Annotated in this window: 17 protein-coding genes and 1 tRNA gene; 11 read left to right on the forward strand and 7 right to left on the reverse strand. The window is 47.0% G+C overall.

All coding sequences use genetic code 11. The features are described 5' to 3' along the window. Positions 1-216 precede the first annotated feature (216 nt). Positions 217-450, reverse strand: coding sequence for a hypothetical protein (locus tag DP_RS05400; RefSeq protein ID WP_041277666.1), 234 nt, complete (start codon positions 448-450; stop codon positions 217-219). 417 nt (positions 451-867) lie between these two features. On the opposite strand from DP_RS05400, the gene DP_RS05405 reads away from it, so the two are divergent. Beyond that, entirely contained in the window at positions 868-1,836 is a 969-nt protein-coding gene (locus tag DP_RS05405) for a transcriptional regulator domain-containing protein (RefSeq protein ID WP_011188321.1), read from the forward strand. 592 nt (positions 1,837-2,428) lie between these two features. After that, positions 2,429-3,070, forward strand: a complete 642-nt coding sequence (locus DP_RS05410; RefSeq protein ID WP_011188322.1) for a hypothetical protein — start codon at positions 2,429-2,431, stop codon at positions 3,068-3,070. Between the two features lie 434 nt (positions 3,071-3,504). On the opposite strand, the gene DP_RS17875 is transcribed toward DP_RS05410, so the two are convergent. Next, positions 3,505-3,642, reverse strand: a complete 138-nt coding sequence (locus DP_RS17875; RefSeq protein WP_156792210.1) for a hypothetical protein — start codon at positions 3,640-3,642, stop codon at positions 3,505-3,507. Between the two features lie 276 nt (positions 3,643-3,918). Then, positions 3,919-3,994 (reverse strand) — tRNA-Ala (locus DP_RS05415). Positions 3,995-4,356: 362 nt separating this feature from the next. Between DP_RS05415 and DP_RS05420 the strand changes: the two genes are divergently transcribed. From DP_RS05420 to rodA, 5 genes are read left to right on the forward strand one after another with little or no spacing between them, the layout of a single operon-like run. After that, positions 4,357-5,394 carry a rod shape-determining protein gene (locus tag DP_RS05420; protein WP_041277667.1) on the forward strand — a complete coding sequence of 346 codons (1,038 nt, stop codon included), beginning with the start codon at positions 4,357-4,359 and terminating at the stop codon, positions 5,392-5,394. Between the two features lie 51 nt (positions 5,395-5,445). Further along, the gene (gene mreC, locus DP_RS05425; protein ID WP_011188324.1) at positions 5,446-6,324 is read left to right on the forward strand and encodes a rod shape-determining protein MreC; all 879 of its coding nucleotides are present in this window, start codon (positions 5,446-5,448) and stop codon (positions 6,322-6,324) included. Between the two features lie 5 nt (positions 6,325-6,329). Continuing rightward, positions 6,330-6,860, forward strand: a complete 531-nt coding sequence (locus DP_RS17880) for a hypothetical protein (protein WP_011188325.1) — start codon at positions 6,330-6,332, stop codon at positions 6,858-6,860. Positions 6,861-6,871: 11 nt separating this feature from the next. Continuing rightward, the gene (gene mrdA / locus DP_RS05435; protein WP_041277668.1) at positions 6,872-8,746 is read left to right on the forward strand and encodes a penicillin-binding protein 2; all 1,875 of its coding nucleotides are present in this window, start codon (positions 6,872-6,874) and stop codon (positions 8,744-8,746) included. A gap of 44 nt (positions 8,747-8,790) precedes the next feature. After that, the gene (rodA, locus tag DP_RS05440) at positions 8,791-9,909 is read left to right on the forward strand and encodes a rod shape-determining protein RodA (protein WP_041277669.1); all 1,119 of its coding nucleotides are present in this window, start codon (positions 8,791-8,793) and stop codon (positions 9,907-9,909) included. Here the strand turns inward: rodA and hemH are convergent. Next, positions 9,896-10,858 (reverse strand): ferrochelatase, encoded by a 963-nt coding sequence (gene hemH, locus DP_RS05445; RefSeq protein ID WP_011188328.1) that lies wholly within the window; start codon positions 10,856-10,858, stop codon positions 9,896-9,898. The genes rodA and hemH overlap by 14 nt on opposite strands. Positions 10,859-11,214: 356 nt before the next feature. Between hemH and DP_RS05450 the strand changes: the two genes are divergently transcribed. After that, the gene (locus DP_RS05450; RefSeq protein WP_011188329.1) at positions 11,215-11,745 is read left to right on the forward strand and encodes an HPF/RaiA family ribosome-associated protein; all 531 of its coding nucleotides are present in this window, start codon (positions 11,215-11,217) and stop codon (positions 11,743-11,745) included. Between the two features lie 192 nt (positions 11,746-11,937). After that, entirely contained in the window at positions 11,938-14,607 is a 2,670-nt protein-coding gene (polA, locus tag DP_RS05455) for a DNA polymerase I (RefSeq protein ID WP_011188330.1), read from the forward strand. A gap of 57 nt (positions 14,608-14,664) precedes the next feature. Here polA and DP_RS05460 read toward each other — a convergent pair whose 3' ends face one another. Continuing rightward, a complete protein-coding gene (locus tag DP_RS05460; RefSeq protein WP_011188331.1) occupies positions 14,665-15,957 on the reverse strand; it encodes a citrate synthase in 1,293 nt (430 codons plus the stop codon). Positions 15,958-16,212: 255 nt separating this feature from the next. Here DP_RS05460 and thiE point away from each other — a divergent pair, with 255 nt between their 5' ends. After that, complete coding sequence (thiE, locus tag DP_RS05465) at positions 16,213-16,935, forward strand: thiamine phosphate synthase (RefSeq protein WP_011188332.1); 723 nt, start codon at positions 16,213-16,215, stop codon at positions 16,933-16,935. 26 nt (positions 16,936-16,961) lie between these two features. Beyond that, complete coding sequence (locus tag DP_RS05470; RefSeq protein WP_041277670.1) at positions 16,962-17,651, forward strand: hypothetical protein; 690 nt, start codon at positions 16,962-16,964, stop codon at positions 17,649-17,651. An 88-nt stretch (positions 17,652-17,739) separates the two neighbouring features. Here DP_RS05470 and hflC read toward each other — a convergent pair whose 3' ends face one another. Together hflC and hflK are read right to left on the reverse strand one after the other, a co-directional pair. Continuing rightward, positions 17,740-18,678: a protease modulator HflC gene (gene hflC, locus DP_RS05475; protein ID WP_011188334.1), complete on the reverse strand. Its 939-nt coding sequence runs from the start codon at positions 18,676-18,678 to the stop codon at positions 17,740-17,742. A 24-nt stretch (positions 18,679-18,702) separates the two neighbouring features. Further along, positions 18,703-19,842 (reverse strand): FtsH protease activity modulator HflK, encoded by a 1,140-nt coding sequence (gene hflK / locus DP_RS05480; protein WP_011188335.1) that lies wholly within the window; start codon positions 19,840-19,842, stop codon positions 18,703-18,705. Positions 19,843-19,986 lie beyond the last annotated feature (144 nt).

Raw genomic sequence — 19,986 nt, forward strand, 5'->3', positions numbered from 1 at the left:
TGTATTACGTATAATATATATATACGGTCAAAAGCGTTACCGCAAAAGAGATAAGGCGTCCCCAGGATTTTGTTACAGTCAAACAATAAGTGCAACAAACTGTGTTGGTGTTGATAGGGGGGGGGGATTGTTTGGGTGATCGCTGGAGTAGTACAGTAAGTGCAACAGGCTACTTAGAGATGATGTAAAAAGAATCCTGCCCAAGCATCTCTGCACCTAGGCAAGATTCTTTTTTTGTTCCCCTACGCCATAGCCTCCACCATGGGGCACACCATCCGTAGCATCAAGCATCGCCTTCTCTTCAAGGTAAGTGGGGTCGAACCGCTGACTCCCCCCCTTGGAATTGTTAGATAAAATTGCTTTAAGCCGTTGCCGTAGCTTGCAAAAGTGCACCTTTCCCAAGATGAACCTGTTTGTCCCGTAATATCTCCTTCCTGCCATATGCTCCATTCCTGTAGGCTCCTTTCAGCCAGAAAATGGTGTTTTAGAGATCTCTTGCCAGTTTCCTTTATCACCTGGGTAGACTTTTGGGCTAGGGGTGCTTGACCGGTGGAGTTTTTTGGTCTCTTGTTCTGATGCTTTGGAGTGTGATTTTGGCTCATTATTGGTTTTCTCTTGAAGTCATTTTATGTTAGGGGCATAGTGCTTCTTGTAACAAAGGACATGGGCGAAGGGCGTACCGTCTTGCGAGAAGCTGTGGTGGAGGTTTCCGTGACCTACTCACTACACGCAGCATCATGTTTAAACCGCTGTTGCACTTATTGTACTAACTCAGCAGTAATTGAGCTAGGTTACAGTAGTAGTCTAAAAAACAGTAACTTGAATAGATGCTCCAGTGCTTTTTATTGACTCTAAGGAGGCTCAAAAATGATACAAGAAGTCCCTGAATGGCTCCCTGATTGGAGAAACAAAGAAGAGTACCCAAACCCAAAAAAAACGCCCCCCCAGCAGTGGGCATGGGAATTTTTGCGAAGGAACGTCGATTATAGAAAAGAGTACAAAGAACTAATACAGATATCTCCTGAGGTTTTTGGGCAAAAAAAGCATCTTGAGTCCCTCACTGCTGACAAACAAAATAGCTTGCGAGAGAGCAGGGCAAACTTCACAAAAAAATATTATGGTAAAGAATTACACTATGTAATCGACCCCAAAGAAAAAATTCCTTGGGATAAGGATTTCTTTTTTCTCGATATAAACAGAAGAAGGGAAGGGCGTTATGTCTTGCGTGGAGGATGTTTGACTCCGCAAAGACAAGAAGCCAAAGATACTAATGAATTTTGGAACCAAGACATGAATGATCCTTCCATGCTCTGGGAGCTATGTGAGGGAGCAAGCCATTCCTTTAGTAACATGTTATATTTCCTTGAGGAAAACACTGCAAGTAGCCAGTATTACTACTTGTCTAGAAAAGTTATAAAGAGTGACATAGCGTACATAGGCGAGCATTCGACTAAAATATCAACACAGCCCCATGAAGCAATTTTCACCATTAACCTCGACGGTGAGATCAACCGACAGCTAGAGAAAATTAAAAAAATTGCAAACAAACTCCAACAAAACCTCCCTAAGCCCTCTAGCATAACGAGAGCGAATCTTGTCTCCGGATTCATAGACTATTTAAGAACTTATGATGCTATATTATCCATGGGTGGCCCTCAGGGCGTGGTGAAATCTGAAGTGGCAAGAGAACTCTATGGGGAGTTTCGTTACGAAGATCCAAATTACAAAACCAACCTTGAAAGAGTCACGGACAACTTCGATTCTGCTAAGAAACTTATCGAAGGTAAGTACTTGAGGATAGCCCAAAAGCTCTCGTCAAAACGCCTGCCTTCATGATAAAATGGTCGGAACTTTTCGAAATCGTTTTTTTCCTACTTAAAACAGAAGTCCAAACAGCATAAAACTTCTTATCAACAGATAATAGCTCTCTTCTATGAAAGCTCAAGCCAACAATTGGCAATGATAAGGAGAACCCATGCCACACAAAAAACAATTTACCCTAAAACACATCAGTGCCAACGTCACCTTGTTATGCAAGTGTATCAAGAACCTTTGCCTATGCGTTATGATGGTTGCTGACCTGGTTAAAAAGATAAATTTGTAAGTAAAATTGAATTGATGGGTGGTGTGGCAATCGGTAAAATTCATTCTAAAGTTCACGATATCTGCTTAGCTGAAGCTCTGGGAATCGCCTGTGTTCAATGTTTATGTGTTGCTTGGCGTGATTGACTCAGGGAACAACTGAAGGCTGATAGGGAAGCGGAGCTTCGGGCAGGACTGGGAAAGTAAAACTGATAGTAAAGACAGAGCGTTGAAAGATGTGCCAGTTTACTAGTTTTGTTGTGCTTAGAGCAGGAACACCTGCTACAGTATTTTGCTATGAGATTTCCAGACACATTTGGTTAGGTTAAAAATATGAGAAAAAACTATGGTCGGCCCTGTTAATAACGAAGAAAGACAGCATGCAGTTGATGACTTGAAAGGTGTTGAATACTACTCTGCTCTGGTTAACGCATGGATTGCAACAAACCAAGAAGCTTCAAAAACACTTGTTACCCTTTCCGTTGTCGCTATAGGTTTTCTCCCTACGTTGCTCGCAAAAGCTGAGGAGATATCCTCAGGTGTATTAGTGCTTTACGGAACTGCTATGTTTGCTTTTTCAATATGCTGTATCACTGTCATAGCGGTTTATAGAAGAAACGCAGTTTACTTAGCAAAAGTTGTAAAAGGCGATGTTGGCAGTGACTCACATTTGGAGATTCTTGACAAAACAACCTATTTTTCTTTTTCAGTAGGAGTTGTTCTGACCTTTTGCCTAAGTATTGTTATAGGATACCAAAAACTACAACCAATAAATCTGGAGGACGTAATGAGTAAGGACAGCAGTATACAGCACGGTCAGGTTTCTTTTGGAGACAAAAGCCTGAATGGTATCAGTAGTATGGCTCCAACTCCCCAAGCTCCACAATCTAGTTCCCCCACCGCCTCATCAAGTACAGGCAGTAGCCAGTCCACTGGTGGTTCTGCCTCGGGATCAGGTAGCACAAGTAGCAGCGCAGGAAAAAAGTAGTGGGGTCGCAATGCTTACAGCGACAGCTTCAGATAAGCACCCTTAATCTCTTCAGGCTGGCCGTAAAGACAGCCTAAGGTATGTAGGTGTGAGCTATACTCTCCGGTGATACCCGAAAGTCTTCCTCAGAGTATGGCTCCTATAATACCCCTTCAAGCTCAGCATCTTACACCAGCTCTTCACCAATCCATACACTATCTGTGTAACCAGTGGATTGCATTAAGCTTGTGTGATGTCAACAAGGTACAGGTTTGTCTAACTTTTGGATAGGTTCCGACTCGTGTTAACCTTGATCATTCGCCGCCTTATAGAAAACTAAACCTATTTGAACGATTGTTATTCCAACAACGATAGCCGAATAGAGAGTCAAGTTTCCATCATTGAAGAAATACTCTACCGCTGGATATGCTAGTAATGCGAATATTGGATGTGCGCTAGCGCCTGCCAGTAATCACCAGTGCTCCTGCAATTGCCCAGATTATACTAGCGCTAAATGAATAAATTCCTAGTCCAACGGTGGCAGTAAGAACAAGATTGGTGATAATGAAGAATGCTCCCATTAATGGTTCCATGAATCCTCCTTAGAGCCTAACCAGTTGTTGTTCGGTTTCCTAGTGTCATTCTGAGTAAGGACAATTGGATACCAAGAAAATTTTATTATCTCTTTTATGACTGTGTTTTTCAAGCTCACAGAGTGTCAAGAAGGTGTAATGTGAGGTGTGTGTCTAAAATTAAAGCTTAGAGAGGGTGGGTAGTTGGAAAGGCGAGGTTCTGTAGGAAATGTCAAATATGACATGAAACAAAAAAAGGGTCTTAGAGAAAAAATTCTCTAAGACCCTTTGCAATGGTGGTGGAGGTAAGCGGGATCGAACCGCTGACCTCGTGACTGCCAGTCACGCGCTCTCCCAGCTGAGCTATACCCCCACATCTGGTGCGCCGACATAATAGCGATAATTTCCAGCTATGTCAATAAAAAAAGAGTTCTTTTTTCTCTTCTTTTGCCCGCCTTACCGCTGTCTCTTTGAACTGTCGTTGTTTTCTGCTTTCTAGGTGAAATTTTTATGGTTATTAGCCCTTGTTTTTTGTTTTACCTGCCCCATTTTGTTTTTCCCTCCCCTCCTTATATTCGATTGCCAATCAGCGGGGCTTTTGGTATTCTTCAATACTTAACTGGTAGCTTGTCTGCTATCTGTTTTCAATAGATGCTTTTTCATGCCGTTTGGCAGCTTTTTTAATAGCTTATTTAGGGCACCTTGCCGGTGCTCCACTTCTGTAGGGGAAGGTCAATGTTTTCACCATTTAATTTTTTGTTTGGCTGGTTGTCCAACGATCTGGCGATTGATCTCGGCACAGCGAATACTGTTATTTATGTTAAGGGCAAGGGGATTGTCCTTCGTGAACCTTCGGTGGTTGCTGTTCGTCAGGATGGTCGGATGAATAAGGTCTTGGCTGTAGGACAAGAGGCAAAGATGATGCTGGGAAAAACGCCGGGAAATATCCGGGCGATTCGACCAATCAGAGATGGTGTTATTGCGGATTTTGACGTGACCGAGGCCATGCTTCGTTATTTTATTAATAAGGTACACAATAGACGCACCTTGGTGCATCCCCGCATAATGGTATCCGTGCCGTCGGGAATAACTCAGGTGGAAAAAAGAGCGGTAAGAGAATCTGCTGAGTCTGCCGGGGCCCGAGAGGTCTATCTCATTGAAGAACCTATGGCCGCTGCCATTGGTGCCGGTCTGCCCATTACCGAGCCGACCGCAAATATGATCGTCGATATCGGTGGTGGTACTACAGAGGTTGCTGTGATCTCTCTTGCAGGTATTGTCTATGCCAAATCTGTGCGGGTTGCAGGTGATAAGATGGATGAGGCAATTTTGCAGTTTATTAAGAGAAAACATAATCTTGCCATTGGGGAACGGACAGCTGAAATGATTAAGACCACCATTGGCAATGTCCTGCCCGAAGAGCCCTATGAGACCATGGAGATTAAGGGCCGTGATCTTGTTTCCGGTGTGCCTAAAACCCTGGTGACTAATGGTAAGGAGATACAGTCAGCTATTGCTGAGCAGGTGGATGTTATTATTGAAGCGGTAAAGGTAGCCCTTGAGGTTACTCCGCCTGAACTGTCAGCGGATATTGTTGATCAGGGTATTGTCTTAACCGGTGGTGGGGCCCTGTTGAAAAATCTTGATCGCGCTCTTAAGGAGGCGACGGGAATGCCTATTATTGTTGCATCCGATCCTCTCTCCTCTGTGGTACTTGGCTCGGGTAAGGCACTTGATGAAATTGATATTCTTCGTGAAGTGACGATTGATTAAGTGAAAAATGTTGGAGACTCTTCCTCATTTCTTAATGACTGGTGGTGACCTGTGGCAAAAGAGTCCAAAAATTTTCGGCAAAGTGGGCGGTGGCGTTTTGTTACTGTTTTAACCCTTACTACCTGTGCTGTTATAGCTGTTGTGCTTGGTCTGGGGACACTTGTGGGTGGTAATTTTGGTGTGCCGCAGAAGATGACACTGGAAATGGTGGGTTCTCTGCAGCGTAGTGCCACCGTGACTCTTGGCTCTGTTGAGGAAATCTATGAAGATTACCTGAGCTTTGTCTCTGTCCGGGCAGAAAACAAACGCCTGCAGGCCGATGTCGATAAGTATCTTCTGGAACTTGAGAAATACCGTGAAGGCTATAACAGTTATCTTTCCCTGCAGGAACAGCTGAAATTCAAACAATCTCTGTCCTTCAAGTCATTTGCGGCCCGTGTTGTCGGTAAGGGGGGGCTGGGAACCTATCAAACAATAGTGATTGACCTTGGCCGGTCCTCTGATATTATTGCCGGAATGATTGCCTTTGCCCCGGCGGGAGTTGTGGGCCAGGTTATTCAGGTCAGCGATAGCTATGCCAAGGTACTGCTTGCCAACGCACCGAGTAGTGCCATTGATGCCATGGTCCAGAAAAGTCGAGTACGCGGAATTCTTAAGGGCAATGGCTCTGCCGGATATACTCTGGAATACGTGTTGAAAAATGCGGATATTGCTGTTGGCGATGATGTTGTTACTGCTGGAGTGGGTGGGATGTTCCCCACGGGGATGACCCTTGGTAAGGTTAGTGCTGTGGAAAAAAAACGACTGGGCATGTTTTTGCAAGTAGAGATAGAGCCCAGCGTCGACTTTCAAAGTCTGGAATATGTTTTTGTTGATCCTTCTGATCGTCGAGAAATTAATGAACTGTTGAACTCTTCAGGAAAAAGGTAACCCCTATGTTGACCTTCTTCTTTTGGTGTCTTGGGGTGTTCGTCATTGTCCTGCAAACGACGGTACTTCCCTATTTTTTAAGTCCCTGCAATGTGCCCGATCTCTTTTTTATCTTTGTCGCCTTCTGTGCCTATCGTTTTTCTTGGTCGTCAGGTGTTTTTCTGGTCTTTACCATTGGCTGGATGTTGGATGTCGTCTGTGCTGCCTATATGGGTTTTTTCCCTCTGGAATGTTTATTAGTCTTTGCTGTCTTTAAGGTGCTTACCATTAATAATCCTGTGCGGATGGTTGTCTATCAACTCCCTTTGGTCGCTCTCGGCTATTTTTTCTGGCTGGTGCTGACCCGTCTTGCCTATTCCCTTTTGCAGACAAGCTATGTGCCCCACGGAGCAGGAGTGGCTTTGGCTAAAGGCTCTTTTTTGGTATTTGTTGCTGCCCTGCCCTGTTTTGCCCTCTATACCTTTCTCTATGAGTGGCTGGAAAGAAGAAATATGTGGCTAACTCCTCCCAGGCGTCGGCCGCAAAAACGTTTCTAGTGAGCGCCCCCATGAAGTCTTCTAATAAAAGAATTGAAAATTTGAGCAAGGTAAATCTGACGGCATTGGATTTTCTTCGTAATCGTATATATGTTCCGGCAGGCATTATTGTTGTCTTTTTTGTTCTTATCATGTTGCGCCTGTGGAACTTGCAGGTGATTAATGGTGATTACTATGCTCAGCGAGCAGAGAGCAATCGAGTGCGTGAACGGCAGATTGCCCCTCCACGGGGCAGTGTTTTTGATCGTAATGGCACCGAGATTGTCAGTAATCGACCATCCTTTAATGTTGTTTTAATCAGGGAAGGCAAGGGAGATGTGGGCAAGGTTCTGGAGAGGATAGCGCCTATTCTTGATGAGACCGTTACTGATCTTTGGGGCAGGGTACGGCAGGCAAAGAAGATGGCCCGTTATGAACCGATTGTCTTGAAAAAAGATGTTGATTGGGAGACCCTTGCCTATCTTGAAAACCACAACTACAATTTTTCCGGGGTGCGTATAGAGGTGCAGCCGGTGCGGGTTTATCACTACCAGGATCTGGCAGCCAATGTTATTGGTTATCTTGGATCTATCTCTAAGAAATCTCTGGAGAAGTCAGACCATGCTATCTATCGTGGAGGCGATATTGTCGGTAAGAGCGGTATGGAGAAGTTACGCGAGGCAGACCTGCGCGGGCAGAAGGGTCAACGCATTTCAGAGGTCAACGCCAAGGGATTTGAGCAGCGTCTGCTTAATAAAATAGAACCCTTGCCGGGCAAGGACGTCTATCTCACCATCGACGCGGGGCTACAGCAGACCGCTGAGGCCCTGATGGACGCCTCGCATAAGGCGGGCGCGGTGGTGGTGATGGAGGTGAAAACGGGGCGTATACTGGTTGCGGCCTCTACGCCCAGTATTCATCTGGAAGATTTTATTGGCGGAATTTCTCAGAAAAACTGGGCGAAGCTCAGAGATAATACGGAACGAACCCCTCTTATTAATAAGGTGGTGCAGGCCAATTATCCCCCCGGCTCAGTTTATAAAATGGTAACGGCGATGGCGGCTCTGGCCGAGGGGATCATTGATTCCGAGAGCACAATATACTGTCCGGGGAGCTATCACTTTGGTAATCGTCGTTATGGTTGTTGGAAGAGATCTGGTCATGGGGATATGAATCTCAAACAGGCCCTTGCCCAGTCCTGTGATGTCTATTTTTATCAGCTGGGAGAACGGCTGGGGGTAGATAAACTGGCTGAGTATGCCAAGAAATTTGGTTTGGGTTCAAGGAGCGGTATTGAGATGGAGCATGAGAAGGGCGGTCTTATTCCAACAATGGCCTGGAAAAAAAGGGTGAAGAAGAGGCGGTGGCAGGATGGTGAAACCCTCTCTGTTGCCATCGGTCAGGGTTTTAATCTGACAACTCCTCTGCAGATATGTTTGATGACCTCCATGTTAGCAACCCATGGTAAACTCTATAAACCACAGTTGGTGGAGAAGGTGGTTGATTCCAGCGGTCTTCCCGTTGAAACATTTCATCCGATCCTGCTGCAGGAGCTCAAGGGGCTGGAAAAATATTTTGACATGATTCAGGTTGGAATGGAAGAGGTTGTACAGGGGAAGCGTGGTACGGGGCGGCGGTCAAGGATTAAGGGTATTGATATAGCGGGTAAGACGGGTAGTGCTCAGGTGGTCCATCTGTCAAAGTCAAAGGGAATGAAGGATAATGAAATTCCCTATAAGGAGCGAGATCATGCTTGGTTTACCGGTTTTGCCCCGGCTGATAATCCTGAAATTGCCATTACTGTTTTGGTGGAGCATGGCTTGCATGGAGGTAGTGTGGCGGGTCCTGTTGCCCGTGGTGTTCTCAAGGAGTACTTTCGTGATCGTCTGCAGGCGGCAAAGAAATAGGGTCTGTGTGGGCTTTTCTTATTAGAAGTGGGATGGAGGCGTCGATGTTCAAGGCGGATAGAAGACTTTTTTTACATTTTGATATGATTTTGCTCCTGCTGGTTCTGCTTGTCTCTGGCATAGCCCTGTGTAATCTCTACAGTGCCTCTTTTCCCTATGTGGGGTATGGCATGGCTCCATGGTTGAAACAACTCTGTTATTTCGGCGTAATGTTCTTTATGTCTGCCTTTATTTTATGTGTTGACTATAAGTGGCTGCACCAGATTAACTATATTTTTTATTTTGCTGTTCTGGGGCTCTTGATCTTGGCCGATATAATAGGTAGTAGTGCAGGGGGGTCTCAGAGATGGATTAATCTCGGTCTCTTTAACCTTCAACCATCTGAAGTCGCTAAGATATCTATGGTTATCTGTCTTGCCAGTTACTATGCCAGAAAAGAGGTGCTTGACGGTTATACCTTAAAACAGCTGCTTTTCCCCATGGCTATGTTGGGCCTTCCCTTTATCATGATTCTTGCCCAGCCGGATCTTGGCACGGCCCTTATGCTCGGTATTATTTTTGTTTCGATGACCATGTTTGTTAACCTGCGTTGGTCAACCTATCTGGCCCTCGGAACCTTTGGCATTGGTGCTGCTGTCCTTGGCTGGTTGTATGTGCTTAAGCCATATCAGCGGCAGAGAATAGAAACATTTTTGCATCCGGACCAGGATCTGATGGGCAGTGGTTATCAGATTTTCCAATCGAAAATAGCCATTGGCAGTGGCGGTTACTTTGGTAAGGGTTATGGTGAGGGGCCACAGGGGCAGTTGCATTTCCTGCCGGAGAGGCATACTGATTTTGCCTTTGCCGTTTTGGGTGAGGAGTGGGGTTTTATAGGGACTTTTGTTTTTTTGGCCCTCTACTTTCTCATGTTACTCTGGGGGCTCTATGTGGCAAGTCAGGCCAAGGACAGATTTGGTATACTGCTTGCCTACGGGGTTGTGGTTCTTATCTTTTGGCAGGCGGTCATTAATCTCTTTATGGTTCTGGGCTTTTTGCCCGTGGTAGGTATTCCTCTACCCCTTGTCTCCTATGGTGGTTCTTCTCTGCTTACCACCTGTATCGGCCTGGCCATACTCATGAACGTGCGTATGCGTTCCTTTGATCCGGTTAATCACTGTTAACAGAACTCTCCAGTACCAGCTGGCGTAGGCCTGTGATGAACTGCTCCTGAGTATTAAGGGAGGGGCAGGAGGTCAGGCGCATGCCCAGCTTTTTTGCCTGTTTCTTATAGAGTATATCTATTTCGTAGAGGGTCTCTACGTGGTCAGAGACAAAGGAGATGGGTACCATAAGGATGTTTTTTACCCCCTCTTGGGCTAGTTGGATGAGCACATCGGGGGTGGATGGTTCTAACCATTCCACCGGGCCGCTCTTGCTTTGAAAGCAGAGCCTTCCCCTTTTTCCTGTAATTTCCTCTATTGCCCCGATACTTTGTTTGGTGTGCTCGACGTAAGGGTCACCTGCCTCTATAAAGGAGGTGGGCAGGCTGTGCGCGCTGTAGACAATTTCTGTTTTTTCTCCGTGGAAGGTAGCCAGGCCTTTTTTGATATTGGCTGCGATGGCTGCGATATAGTCCCTCTGTTTTGGCCAGGATGGGATTTCTGTCAGGGGCAGAGAAATATTTTTTTTCTTGAGGGTTTTGTGGAGCTGGGTCAGGGAAGATCCCGTGGTGGCCTTTGAGTAATGTGGATAGAGGCTGAGGGCAACCAGGCGTTCTACCCCCTTGCTCAGGAGGTAATCAAGGGCCTCGTCGCAGTAGGGTGGCCAGTAGCGCATGGCGTAGGTAACGGTGAAGTTGCCATGGGCCTGAAGCGATTTTTCCAGGGCCTCTGCCTGCGCCTCCGTTATCTGCTTAAGAGGGGATCCTCCACCTATTCTTTCGTATGTGGCGGCGCTTTTGGGGGCACGACGTTTGGCGATTAGCCAGGCAAGTGGCTTTTGCATAAGGCGGGGGCCCAGTGGGATGATTTCTCTGTCGGAAAAGAGGTTGTAGAGAAATGGCCGAACATCTTTTGTCTGGGTGGGGCCTCCCATATTAAGGAGGATGACACCCGTGGGGATATTTTGCATATGTTGGTCTCAAAAGAGGAGAAAATTCATGGGGAGATCGAGGTACTTATTGCGGATATTTTTAGCTTTTTAACTGCCCTAAAAGCTTGTCTCAGGACTCGCTATACTTAATATACAACAAAAAAAAATGAATAGCGAGAAAAGCCGTTGCCGCGGAGTTGATTAGCAATAATCATCTATTTCTTCCTAAGAGTTTGTCCGCTATTTCTTGCGCATCTTCTGGATGGACCATATACTGTAAGTAACAGATGGCCAGCAGGGGAGTTGTTGATCCTTGTAGGGGCCTGTGCTCTCAGCAAAGGTGGAGCGCCAACAGCTGTTTGGCGAATATTGTCATAGTATAAAGGAGAGACTCTATGGAACTTAAGGTTGAGACTAGGAATGTTGATTTGCGTAAGAGTTGGCAGGAAAAAATTGACACAGAAAGTGAAAAGCTGATCCGTCACTATGCTAATTTTATTCTTCACTTGCGGGTTGCTATTGAGGCTAACACCCACCATAAGGAAGGTGGTTACGAGGTACGTTTGGTTGCTTCAGTCCCGCAGGATACAGTGGTAGTAACGCGTAGCGGTGAGGTTGTTCGTGCTGTTTTAACCGAGGCCTTTGATGTGCTTGCCCTGCAGTTAAAGGAGATTCAGCGTAAAAAGCGTAAGAGTGTCAAGGTTTCAGTAGAAGAAACCGCTGAGAAGGCTGGCATTGTCCGCATGGTATCCCCAGGTGAATCCTATGGTTTTATTGTAGAGAGTAATGAGCGTGAGATTTATTTTCATGAAAATGCCCTGAAGGGATTCAGTATTGATGATCTTTCAGAGGGCGACAGCGTATATTTTGCAGAGGAGTTTGGGGACAAGGGTCCTCAGGCAACTTGGGTACGTGTAGCCCGTTAAATAGAGGTAGCGTTCCCGGCCATGTGCCTGCGACGATTTAAAGGAAAGAGGCCCTGAATGATTTTGTTCAGGGCCTTTTTTTTGCCTTTTTACTATTGCTTTGTTTCCTGTGCAGCTTGCCCATAAATAAGGTATAGCAGAGATGAAAATAGGGAAGACCTTCTTAATGTTCTTATACGCAGGAGAGATGCGGTGAAAAATAATATCTATGTTATTGACGGAAGTGCTTATATTTACAGAGCATATCATGCAGTTGCCCCCCTGACGACTCGGGAGGGATTGCATACCCATGCAATTCTGGGATTTGTCAATATGATACGTCGGCTTATAAAGGATAAGGTTCCGGCTCTTATGGTCATTGCCTTTGACAGTCGAGGCCCTGTCTTTCGTCATGAAATGTACCCTAAGTATAAGGCAAATCGTCCGATGATGCCCGAGGATCTGCAGGAGCAGATTCCTTATATAAAAGAGTTTGTTAAGGCCTCAGGCCTGTTGCTTTTGGAAGAGGCGGGGGTTGAGGCCGATGACATTATAGCCTCCATAGCGAAAAAGTTTGCCAGCGAAGAGTGTGCGGTAACCGTTGTCTCCGGTGACAAGGATCTTCTCCAGCTGGTCGATGCCAATGTTTCAATGTTTGACCCCATGAAAGACAAGTTGATGGATAGTGTTGCTGTGCATGAAAAGTACAATGTCTATCCTCACCAGCTCCTTGATACCTTTGCCCTGATGGGTGACAGTGCCGATAATATTCCGGGGGTGCCCGGGGTGGGGCCTAAGACTGCGGAGAAGTTGATCAATGCCCATGGCTCACTTGAGGGGCTCTATGAGAATGTCTCTGGCATGAAGCAGTCCAAGATGAAGGAGAAGATTATTGCCAATCGTGATCTGGCCTTTCTCTCCCGTGATCTGATCTCTTTGAAGATGGATGTTGAGATCCCTTCTGCTCTTCAGGATTATCAGCTTGGTGGGGAGCAGGAGGCGCAGCTCAACGAGCTTTTTACCAAATTAGAATTTAATCGATTCTTAAAGGGTGGCGAGCCCACAAAAAACAAGAAGGTTGCGGGGACAGGATTCTCCCTGGTCCAGACCTCCGAAGCCCTGGCTCAGATGGCAGCTGTTCTTGGCCATGCTAGTCGTATTGTGATCGATACCGAGACAACCTCGCTTGATGCCAGAACGGCAGGCCTGGTGGGGATCTCTCTTTGCGCTGAACTTGACAGAGCTTGGTATATCCCTCTTGCCCATATCGAGGCCACTGGTACACCTGTGCCAGGCCAGTTGCCTATCTCTGAAGTTATGGCAGTTCTGGAGCCTCTTTTGACCTGCGCGGACATCCTTAAGGTGGGGCATAATCTTAAGTATGACTGGACGGTTTTGAAGATGCAGACTGGGGTGGAGATCTTTCCTCTTGCCGATACCATGGTTGCGGCCCATCTCTTGGAGAAGGGGCGAACCCTGAAGCTTGATGATCTCTGTGCTGAGATTGGTCTGGAGCTTACCTCCTTCGCAGAGGTGGTGGCAGAGGATAAGCGTGCAGATGCCTTTGCCTATGTCGCTCTTAAAGAAGCCTGTCACTATAGCTGTGAGGATGTTTATGGGGCTCTGTCTCTGTGGCAGGACTTTGGCGAAAAACTCAGTGATAAGGCTCTGGATGGGCTCTTTTATGATGTCGAGATGCCTATTATTCCAGTGCTGGCCAAGATGGAGATAGGGGGGGTCTGTCTGGACAGTACTGTTTTGGTGGAGCTCGCGGCCCAGTTTGAGGAGCAGATAGGCGAGTTGGCAGCGACCATCTATCAAGAGGTTGGGCATGAGTTTAATATCAGCTCGCCTAAGCAGTTGGGGGTGATTCTCTTTGAGGAGCTTGGTCTGCCCCATGGGCGTAAGACCAAGACCGGTTTTTCCACCGATGTTAAGGTTATGGAGAAACTGGCCAGCCAGCATCCTGTTCCGGCCCTTATTCTTAAATACCGGACTATCGCTAAGCTCAAGTCGACCTATGTTGATAAGCTTCTGCTTTTGAAAAATCCTGAAACTGGCCGTATATATACCTCTTTTAATCAGACTATAACGGCAACGGGCAGGCTCTCCAGCAGTAACCCCAATATGCAGAATATTCCTATTCGTATGGAGGAGGGTAATCGCATTCGCAGGGCCTTTGTTCCTGAGGCGGGCAAGGTCTTTCTGGCGGCGGATTATTCGCAGATAGATCTGCGGGTGCTGGCCCATTATTCCGGGGATGATGCTCTGACCAGGGCCTTTGCCGCCGGGCAGGATATTCATGCCAGGACAGCAGCAGAGCTCTTTAGTGTCTCAACCATGTTGGTCAATCCTGAGATGCGTCGGGTGGCCAAGAGTATCAACTTTGGTATTGTTTATGGCATGAGTGCCTTTGGTCTTGCTCAGCAGCTGGGCATTGGCAGAAAGGAGGCCCAGCGCTTTATTGATCGTTATTTTCACCTCTATGCGGGGGTAAAGCAATTTATGATCGATATCGTAGAGCAGACCCGGGAGAGGGGTTATGCCACAACCCTCTTAGGTCGTCGGCGGGCAGTGCCTGATATTGATGCGAAAAACAAAGGTATGCGGGAGTTTGCCGAGAGGATGGCAATTAATACTCCCATTCAGGGAACTGCGGCCGATATTATTAAGTGTGCCATGATTGCCGTGGAAAAAAAATTGGCGGCGGCAGGTCTGGGGGCTAAAATGCTTCTACAGATTCACGATGAACTTGTCTTTGAAGTGTCCGAGGCGGAGCTTGCGGAGACGAGGGTGGTGGTGCAGGAGGCAATGGAGTCAGCTCTTCAGCTTGATGTGCCTTTGGTTGCCAATATTGAGGTTGGGCACAGTCTGGCAAAATAGACCGTTTCTCAGGGGAGAAGGGTAGCCTCCTTCTCCCCGTTGAGATTATTTCGTAGTTTATCTTTCGTACATGGGTACAAAAGCACGTTGCTTGTATCCTGTGTATATTTGGCGAGGTCGACCTATCTTGGTATTCGGGTCTGCGTGCATCTCTGTCCATTGGGCAATCCATCCCGGTAGTCGTCCGAGTGCGAACATGACGGTAAACATATCGGTGGGAATTCCCATTGCCCGGTAGATAATGCCGCTATAAAAATCGACATTGGGATAGAGGTTGCGGCTGATAAAGTAGTCGTCTCTGAGCACCCTCTCTTCCAATTCAAAGGCTATATCCAACAGAGGGTCATGGACATTCATGCTTGCCAGCATCTCGTGGCAGGCCTCCTTTATTATCCGGGCGCGAGGGTCAAAGGTCTTGTAGACGCGGTGACCAAAGCCTGCTAGTCGGAAGGGGTCGTTCTTGTCCTTTGCCTTTTCTATATAGTAGTTATAGTCATCGCCACTCTCATGAATCTCTTCGAGCATTTCAATGACTGCCTGGTTGGCTCCTCCATGAAGAGGTCCCCAAAGGGCACTTACTCCTGCCGAAATTGATGCATAGAGATTTACCTGAGCGCTTCCCACCAGTCGAACGGTGCTGGTTGAGCAGTTCTGCTCATGGTCCGCATGGAGGATGAGTAGTTTGTTGAGGGCAGCGGTTACCTCTGGTTTGATCTCGTAGGGTATATTGGGACGATCAAACATCATATTGAGGAAATTTTCACAGTAATTTAACTTGTGACTGGGGTAGACAAGGGGGTAGCCATTACTCTTCTTATAGGAGAAGGCGGCGATGGTTCGAACCTTGGCCAGGAGTCGGGCGGTGGTGACGCTGATGCCCCCGTAGGGATCAGTTTTGGCGGTCATCTCAGGGTAAAAATTATGCAGGGAGTTGATGGTGGTGGAGAGGATGGACATGGGGGAGGCGTTTGGCGGAAAGTGATCAAAGAAGTGGATCATATCTTCGTGGAGCAGGGCAAAACGGTTCATGTCGTGGCGAAAGTGTTCAAGCTCCTGGTAATTTGGCAACTCACCGTGGAGAATGAGATAGGAGACCTCGACAAAGCTGCAGTTGGCGGCGAGGTCTTCAATGGAGTATCCTCGGTAGTTGAGAATGCCCTTGTCTCCATCAAGGTAGGTAATGCTGCTGAAGCAGGATGCGGTGTTCATAAAGCCCCTATCAAGGGTTATATGCCCCGTATCCTTGAGCAGCGATCGGATATCAATGGCTTTCTCGCCGGTGGTTGATTCGATGATGGGGAGTGAGTATTGTTTGCCGTCGAGGCTGAGTGTTGCAAATTTTTCGGACATGATACACCTTTAGGTCGAGCGTTTAGACACGCATTTTTGGATATTTCCAACGGTTTGTGGTAGCGCCTGGCAGGGTTGTGTGGAAAATCTCTGAGAGAAGGCGACTGTTGGATGAACAAACTAGGAGTCTTTGTAGACAGTTAGGTTCTGGGCTTGTGCTTTTTGCAGAAAGCACACATACATTGTATCAAATTTGTAGCTATTATTGGAATATATTTTACAAAAAAAGCATTATTTTTCAAAAAAGGTATCTTTATGGTTAAGGATGGGAAGTCCCGACAGGCAGATCTGTATGGGTGGCGGAGGAAGGTCTTGATGGACGAGGTGACGGTGTACCCTGTCTGTTGCGAACAACTTTCCGCTGGAAGATCGGATAAGGAGTGGTTGGATAATGTTTTGGCGGGCGGAGCAAAGATTGTTCAGCTTCGGGATAAAAAAAGTGATGATCGTCTTTTGCTTGAGAAGGCAAAATATTTTCGGGAGAAAACCCGGGAGGCGGGGGCGCTTTTTTTGATAAATGACAGATTTGATATTGGCCTTTTGGCGGATTCCGACGGTATTCATGTGGGTCAGGGAGATCTGCCCCCCGAGGAGATTCGCCGTCTTACCCCAGATTGGATTATTGGTCAATCCTGTAATGATCTGGCAGAGGTGGAAGCCCTGGGTGCTCAGGTGCAGGCGGGTTCCTCGGCTGTTGATTATTATAATATTGGTCCAATTTATAGAACGGATACCAAGGAGGGTTTGCATACCTTTTTGGGCGCCGGAGACATCCAGCAGATATCTGCAGCCTGCCCTCTGCCCTTTACGGTGATGGGTGGTATAAAGTGGGATCATATTCCAGAGCTGGCGGCTGCCGGGGTACGGCGTATGGCCGTGGTGACGGCAATAAGTATGGCGGCTGATATGCAGGCAGAGACAAGGCGATGGATAGATGAGATTAGGCGTGTGACCACCCTGCCTGTTAACTCGTTATAGAGGAATGGAATTTGGAGAATTTAGCTATGACTGAGAAAAAAGCCCCTGGTCAGGGTGCGATTTTAGAAGAGATAAAAACCTTTGTCTGTTTTGCCGTGGCACCGGAAAAACAGGCCTTGGCGATGGAGTTGGTCTGCCGCTACCAAGAAGATAGTATTGTTCAGCAGCTTCTCTGTGAACACTACTCTTCTCTGCCGGAGGCTGTTGAGGAACCTATCCTGGCTATTCGGGAACTTTCCTCCCAACAGGGCATTTACTGTCTATTGCTGGTGGCGGAGAGTGTGAGCTTTTTCTATCTTGTCTCGGCTGATCAGGTGGTTTACGCGGGTTGTCGTGCAGAGGAGTTGAGCGCCGATCTTCTCAGGTTTATTGATCTGGGTGACTGGGCAAATTTGGATAAGCTGGTTGCTAAGCCGGAGCAGTTTCCTCTCTATGGGGGGCTGGAGAAGAGGAAGGCTGTTTGTTCTGTCTGTGGCGTTGCTGAAGGTGATGCTCACCTGCTTGGCTGTCTTGTTGAGATTTGCCCATGGTGTGATGGGCAGCTGAACACCTGTAACTGTCGCTTTGAGAAGCTCGGGGTGGATGAGATTAACTCGGAGGAAGAGTTGGAAAAATTTGAAAAACTTTTAGCAGAGAAGGGGCGGGTTCCTTTTAGTGCGGAGCAGGGACTTGCTTATCCTGGCTCCAGTAAGGGGCTTGATCCTGCGGACGATTAGTCAGGATATTTTTTGAGTCGTTCCTGCTTGAACAAAGGAGCTGCAACCAATAATGGTTGCAGCTCCTTTTTTTTGCTCTGCTGCGGTCTTATTTTCCTGTAACTGACTTGAGATATTTGAACATATCAGAGTCTGAGGAGATAACAAGTTTTGTGTTTCCACCCACAACCTTATGGTAGCTTTCCAGAGTCTTCTGGAAGGCATAGAACTCAGGGTCCTGGGAGTATGCTTTGGCATAGATTTTGGTAGCCTCAGCATCTGCCTTACCCTTGATGCCGAGGGCTTGACGCTTGGCTTCAGAGGTGATCTCTTGTAGATCCCGATCAACTTTACCGAGAATTTGGGCCTTTTCACCTTCACCGAGGGAACGTTTCTCTGCGGCAATTCGTTTCCGTTCAGAGATCATTCGTTGGTATACGGTGAGACGTACTGACTCGATATAGTTTACCCTTTTGAACATCACGTCAATAAGCTCGATGCCGTACTGTGGGGTTACCTTGCTGGCGACCTTTAAGATCTCGTTTGAGATTTCATCACGTCCCTTGGCGGGTCTGTTGCCAATGGTGCTGGTGGCGGTGGTCTTTGACATGGTGTCAGCAGACCAATCAGAGCTGCGGATTATTTCAATGAGATTGTTTTTGTTGACCATATCACGAACGGTACCGGCCAAAATATCATCGAGGAGTGATTGGGCCCGTGCCTCTGTCTTTACCGCCTGTAGATACTTCAGGGCATCGGTAATCCTCCAACGAGCAGTAGTGTCAAGGTAGACATAGGTCTTGTCGTTGGTTGGAATCTGGTTGGGCTCGCCATCCCATATTTGAATTTTTTTCTCAAAAAGTTCAACATGTTGGACAAATGGCATTTTGATGTGAAGACCTGCATCGATGACAGGGTCTCCCACTGGTCGGCCAAATTGGGTGATAACCGCCTGTTTCCCCTCTTCGAGGACAAAAAAGCCGTCGTAGACAACTATGATGCCAAGAAGGACGAGACCTATAAGAAAAAACTGTACTATTTGTTTCATGCTATTTTCCTCTATATGTTCCGTTTATTTAGACTGGGGCTGGATGGGCAAACCTGCTGCTCCACCCAAGTTGAGAAAAGGAACTGGGCCACTTTGGTCTCTGTCTATGATGTAAATATCTTTCACCTGTGGCAATACCTTGCTCATGGTCTCCAGATAGATGCGCTTTCTGGTAACATCCGGGGCGAGGCGATACTCTTTGAGGATATCAACAAAACGTTGAGTTTCACCCTTGGATTCGTTTACTCGGGTAAAGGCATAACCCCTTGCTTCTTCAACAATTTTTTTCGCATTACCACGAGCTTTGGGGATGACCCTGTTGTAGGTTTCCTGTGCCTCGTTGACAAGCCGTTTCATATCCTGATCTGCTTCGTTCACCTCATTGAAGGCTGGCTTAACCTTGTCCGGTGGATTGATGTCCTGAAACTGTACCGTGCCAATTTTGATACCGGGTAGGCTGGTGCCAAAGAGGTTGTTCAGCTCGATTTGCAGTTCCTGTTTTACCGAGGCGGCAAGCAGGTCACGGTTACTGAGGACATAGTCAAAATCCATATTACCCACAATTCGGCGGGTAACACTCTCTGAAATATCGCGTACAGCCTGACGTACATCTTTTACCAGAAAGAGAAATGAATAGGGGTCGCCGACACGATACTGAACGATCCAGGCAACGTTGATAACGTTTTTATCTGCCGTTAGCATGAGGGATTCAACATCGTAACCTTTGCGGCTAAAGGTTGGCTGTTGACCTGGAAAGCGACTTCTGAAGCCAAACTCTTCTTTTCGGATCTGCTCTACATCTACCTTGTACAGATGGTCTATATAGGGGATCTTGAAGTGTAGTCCAGATGGTTTGGTGGATGCGTATTTACCAAGACGGAGGACAACACCTACCTCACTCGGGGCAATTTTGTAAAAAGAGGAGTAGACGCCCTGGGCTATTAAGATAAGGGCGACAATGGCAATGATCTTGCCAATGGAGGCAAGTGGGTTTGCTGGGCGAGTTTCTCGGGGCTGATCTGGGTGTGGCGGTTCGTTACTGCCTGTCTTTTTGTCGTCTGAAAAAAAGTCCTGTATTTTTTTGATTAGTTGGGCCACCAAATCCTCTGGTGTCTGCGGCTTTTTTTTTCGACCCCAAGGTGGCTGTTGGTCGTTAAGGGACATAAAAATCTCCTGATGAATGAAAAATAGTTATACGACACGCTGGCGTATTGAGCATCTCATACGACGAGGCGAATCTGTACTCGAATCAACTATAAAATATGTAGGCCTTATCATGCAGGCGGAACAGCCCGTGGCTTTTCGAAA

This window comes from Desulfotalea psychrophila LSv54, assembly GCF_000025945.1.
GTDB lineage: Bacteria > Desulfobacterota > Desulfobulbia > Desulfobulbales > Desulfocapsaceae > Desulfotalea > Desulfotalea psychrophila.

Bases quoted from the DNA above. Each gene is read 5' to 3' on its own strand.
- DP_RS05400 (WP_041277666.1), bottom strand. From the start codon at position 450: ATGGAGCATATGGCAGGAAGGAGATATTACGGGACAAACAGGTTCATC.
- DP_RS05405 (WP_011188321.1), top strand. From the start codon at position 868: ATGATACAAGAAGTCCCTGAATGGCTCCCTGATTGGAGAAACAAAGAA.
- DP_RS05410 (WP_011188322.1), top strand. From the start codon at position 2,429: ATGGTCGGCCCTGTTAATAACGAAGAAAGACAGCATGCAGTTGATGAC.
- DP_RS17875 (WP_156792210.1), bottom strand. From the start codon at position 3,642: ATGGAACCATTAATGGGAGCATTCTTCATTATCACCAATCTTGTTCTT.
- DP_RS05420 (WP_041277667.1), top strand. From the start codon at position 4,357: ATGTTTTCACCATTTAATTTTTTGTTTGGCTGGTTGTCCAACGATCTG.
- DP_RS17880 (WP_011188325.1), top strand. From the start codon at position 6,330: ATGTTGACCTTCTTCTTTTGGTGTCTTGGGGTGTTCGTCATTGTCCTG.
- mrdA (WP_041277668.1), top strand. From the start codon at position 6,872: ATGAAGTCTTCTAATAAAAGAATTGAAAATTTGAGCAAGGTAAATCTG.
- rodA (WP_041277669.1), top strand. From the start codon at position 8,791: ATGTTCAAGGCGGATAGAAGACTTTTTTTACATTTTGATATGATTTTG.
- hemH (WP_011188328.1), bottom strand. From the start codon at position 10,858: ATGCAAAATATCCCCACGGGTGTCATCCTCCTTAATATGGGAGGCCCC.
- DP_RS05450 (WP_011188329.1), top strand. From the start codon at position 11,215: ATGGAACTTAAGGTTGAGACTAGGAATGTTGATTTGCGTAAGAGTTGG.
- DP_RS05460 (WP_011188331.1), bottom strand. From the start codon at position 15,957: ATGTCCGAAAAATTTGCAACACTCAGCCTCGACGGCAAACAATACTCA.
- thiE (WP_011188332.1), top strand. From the start codon at position 16,213: ATGGTTAAGGATGGGAAGTCCCGACAGGCAGATCTGTATGGGTGGCGG.
- DP_RS05470 (WP_041277670.1), top strand. From the start codon at position 16,962: ATGACTGAGAAAAAAGCCCCTGGTCAGGGTGCGATTTTAGAAGAGATA.
- hflC (WP_011188334.1), bottom strand. From the start codon at position 18,678: ATGAAACAAATAGTACAGTTTTTTCTTATAGGTCTCGTCCTTCTTGGC.
- hflK (WP_011188335.1), bottom strand. From the start codon at position 19,842: ATGTCCCTTAACGACCAACAGCCACCTTGGGGTCGAAAAAAAAAGCCG.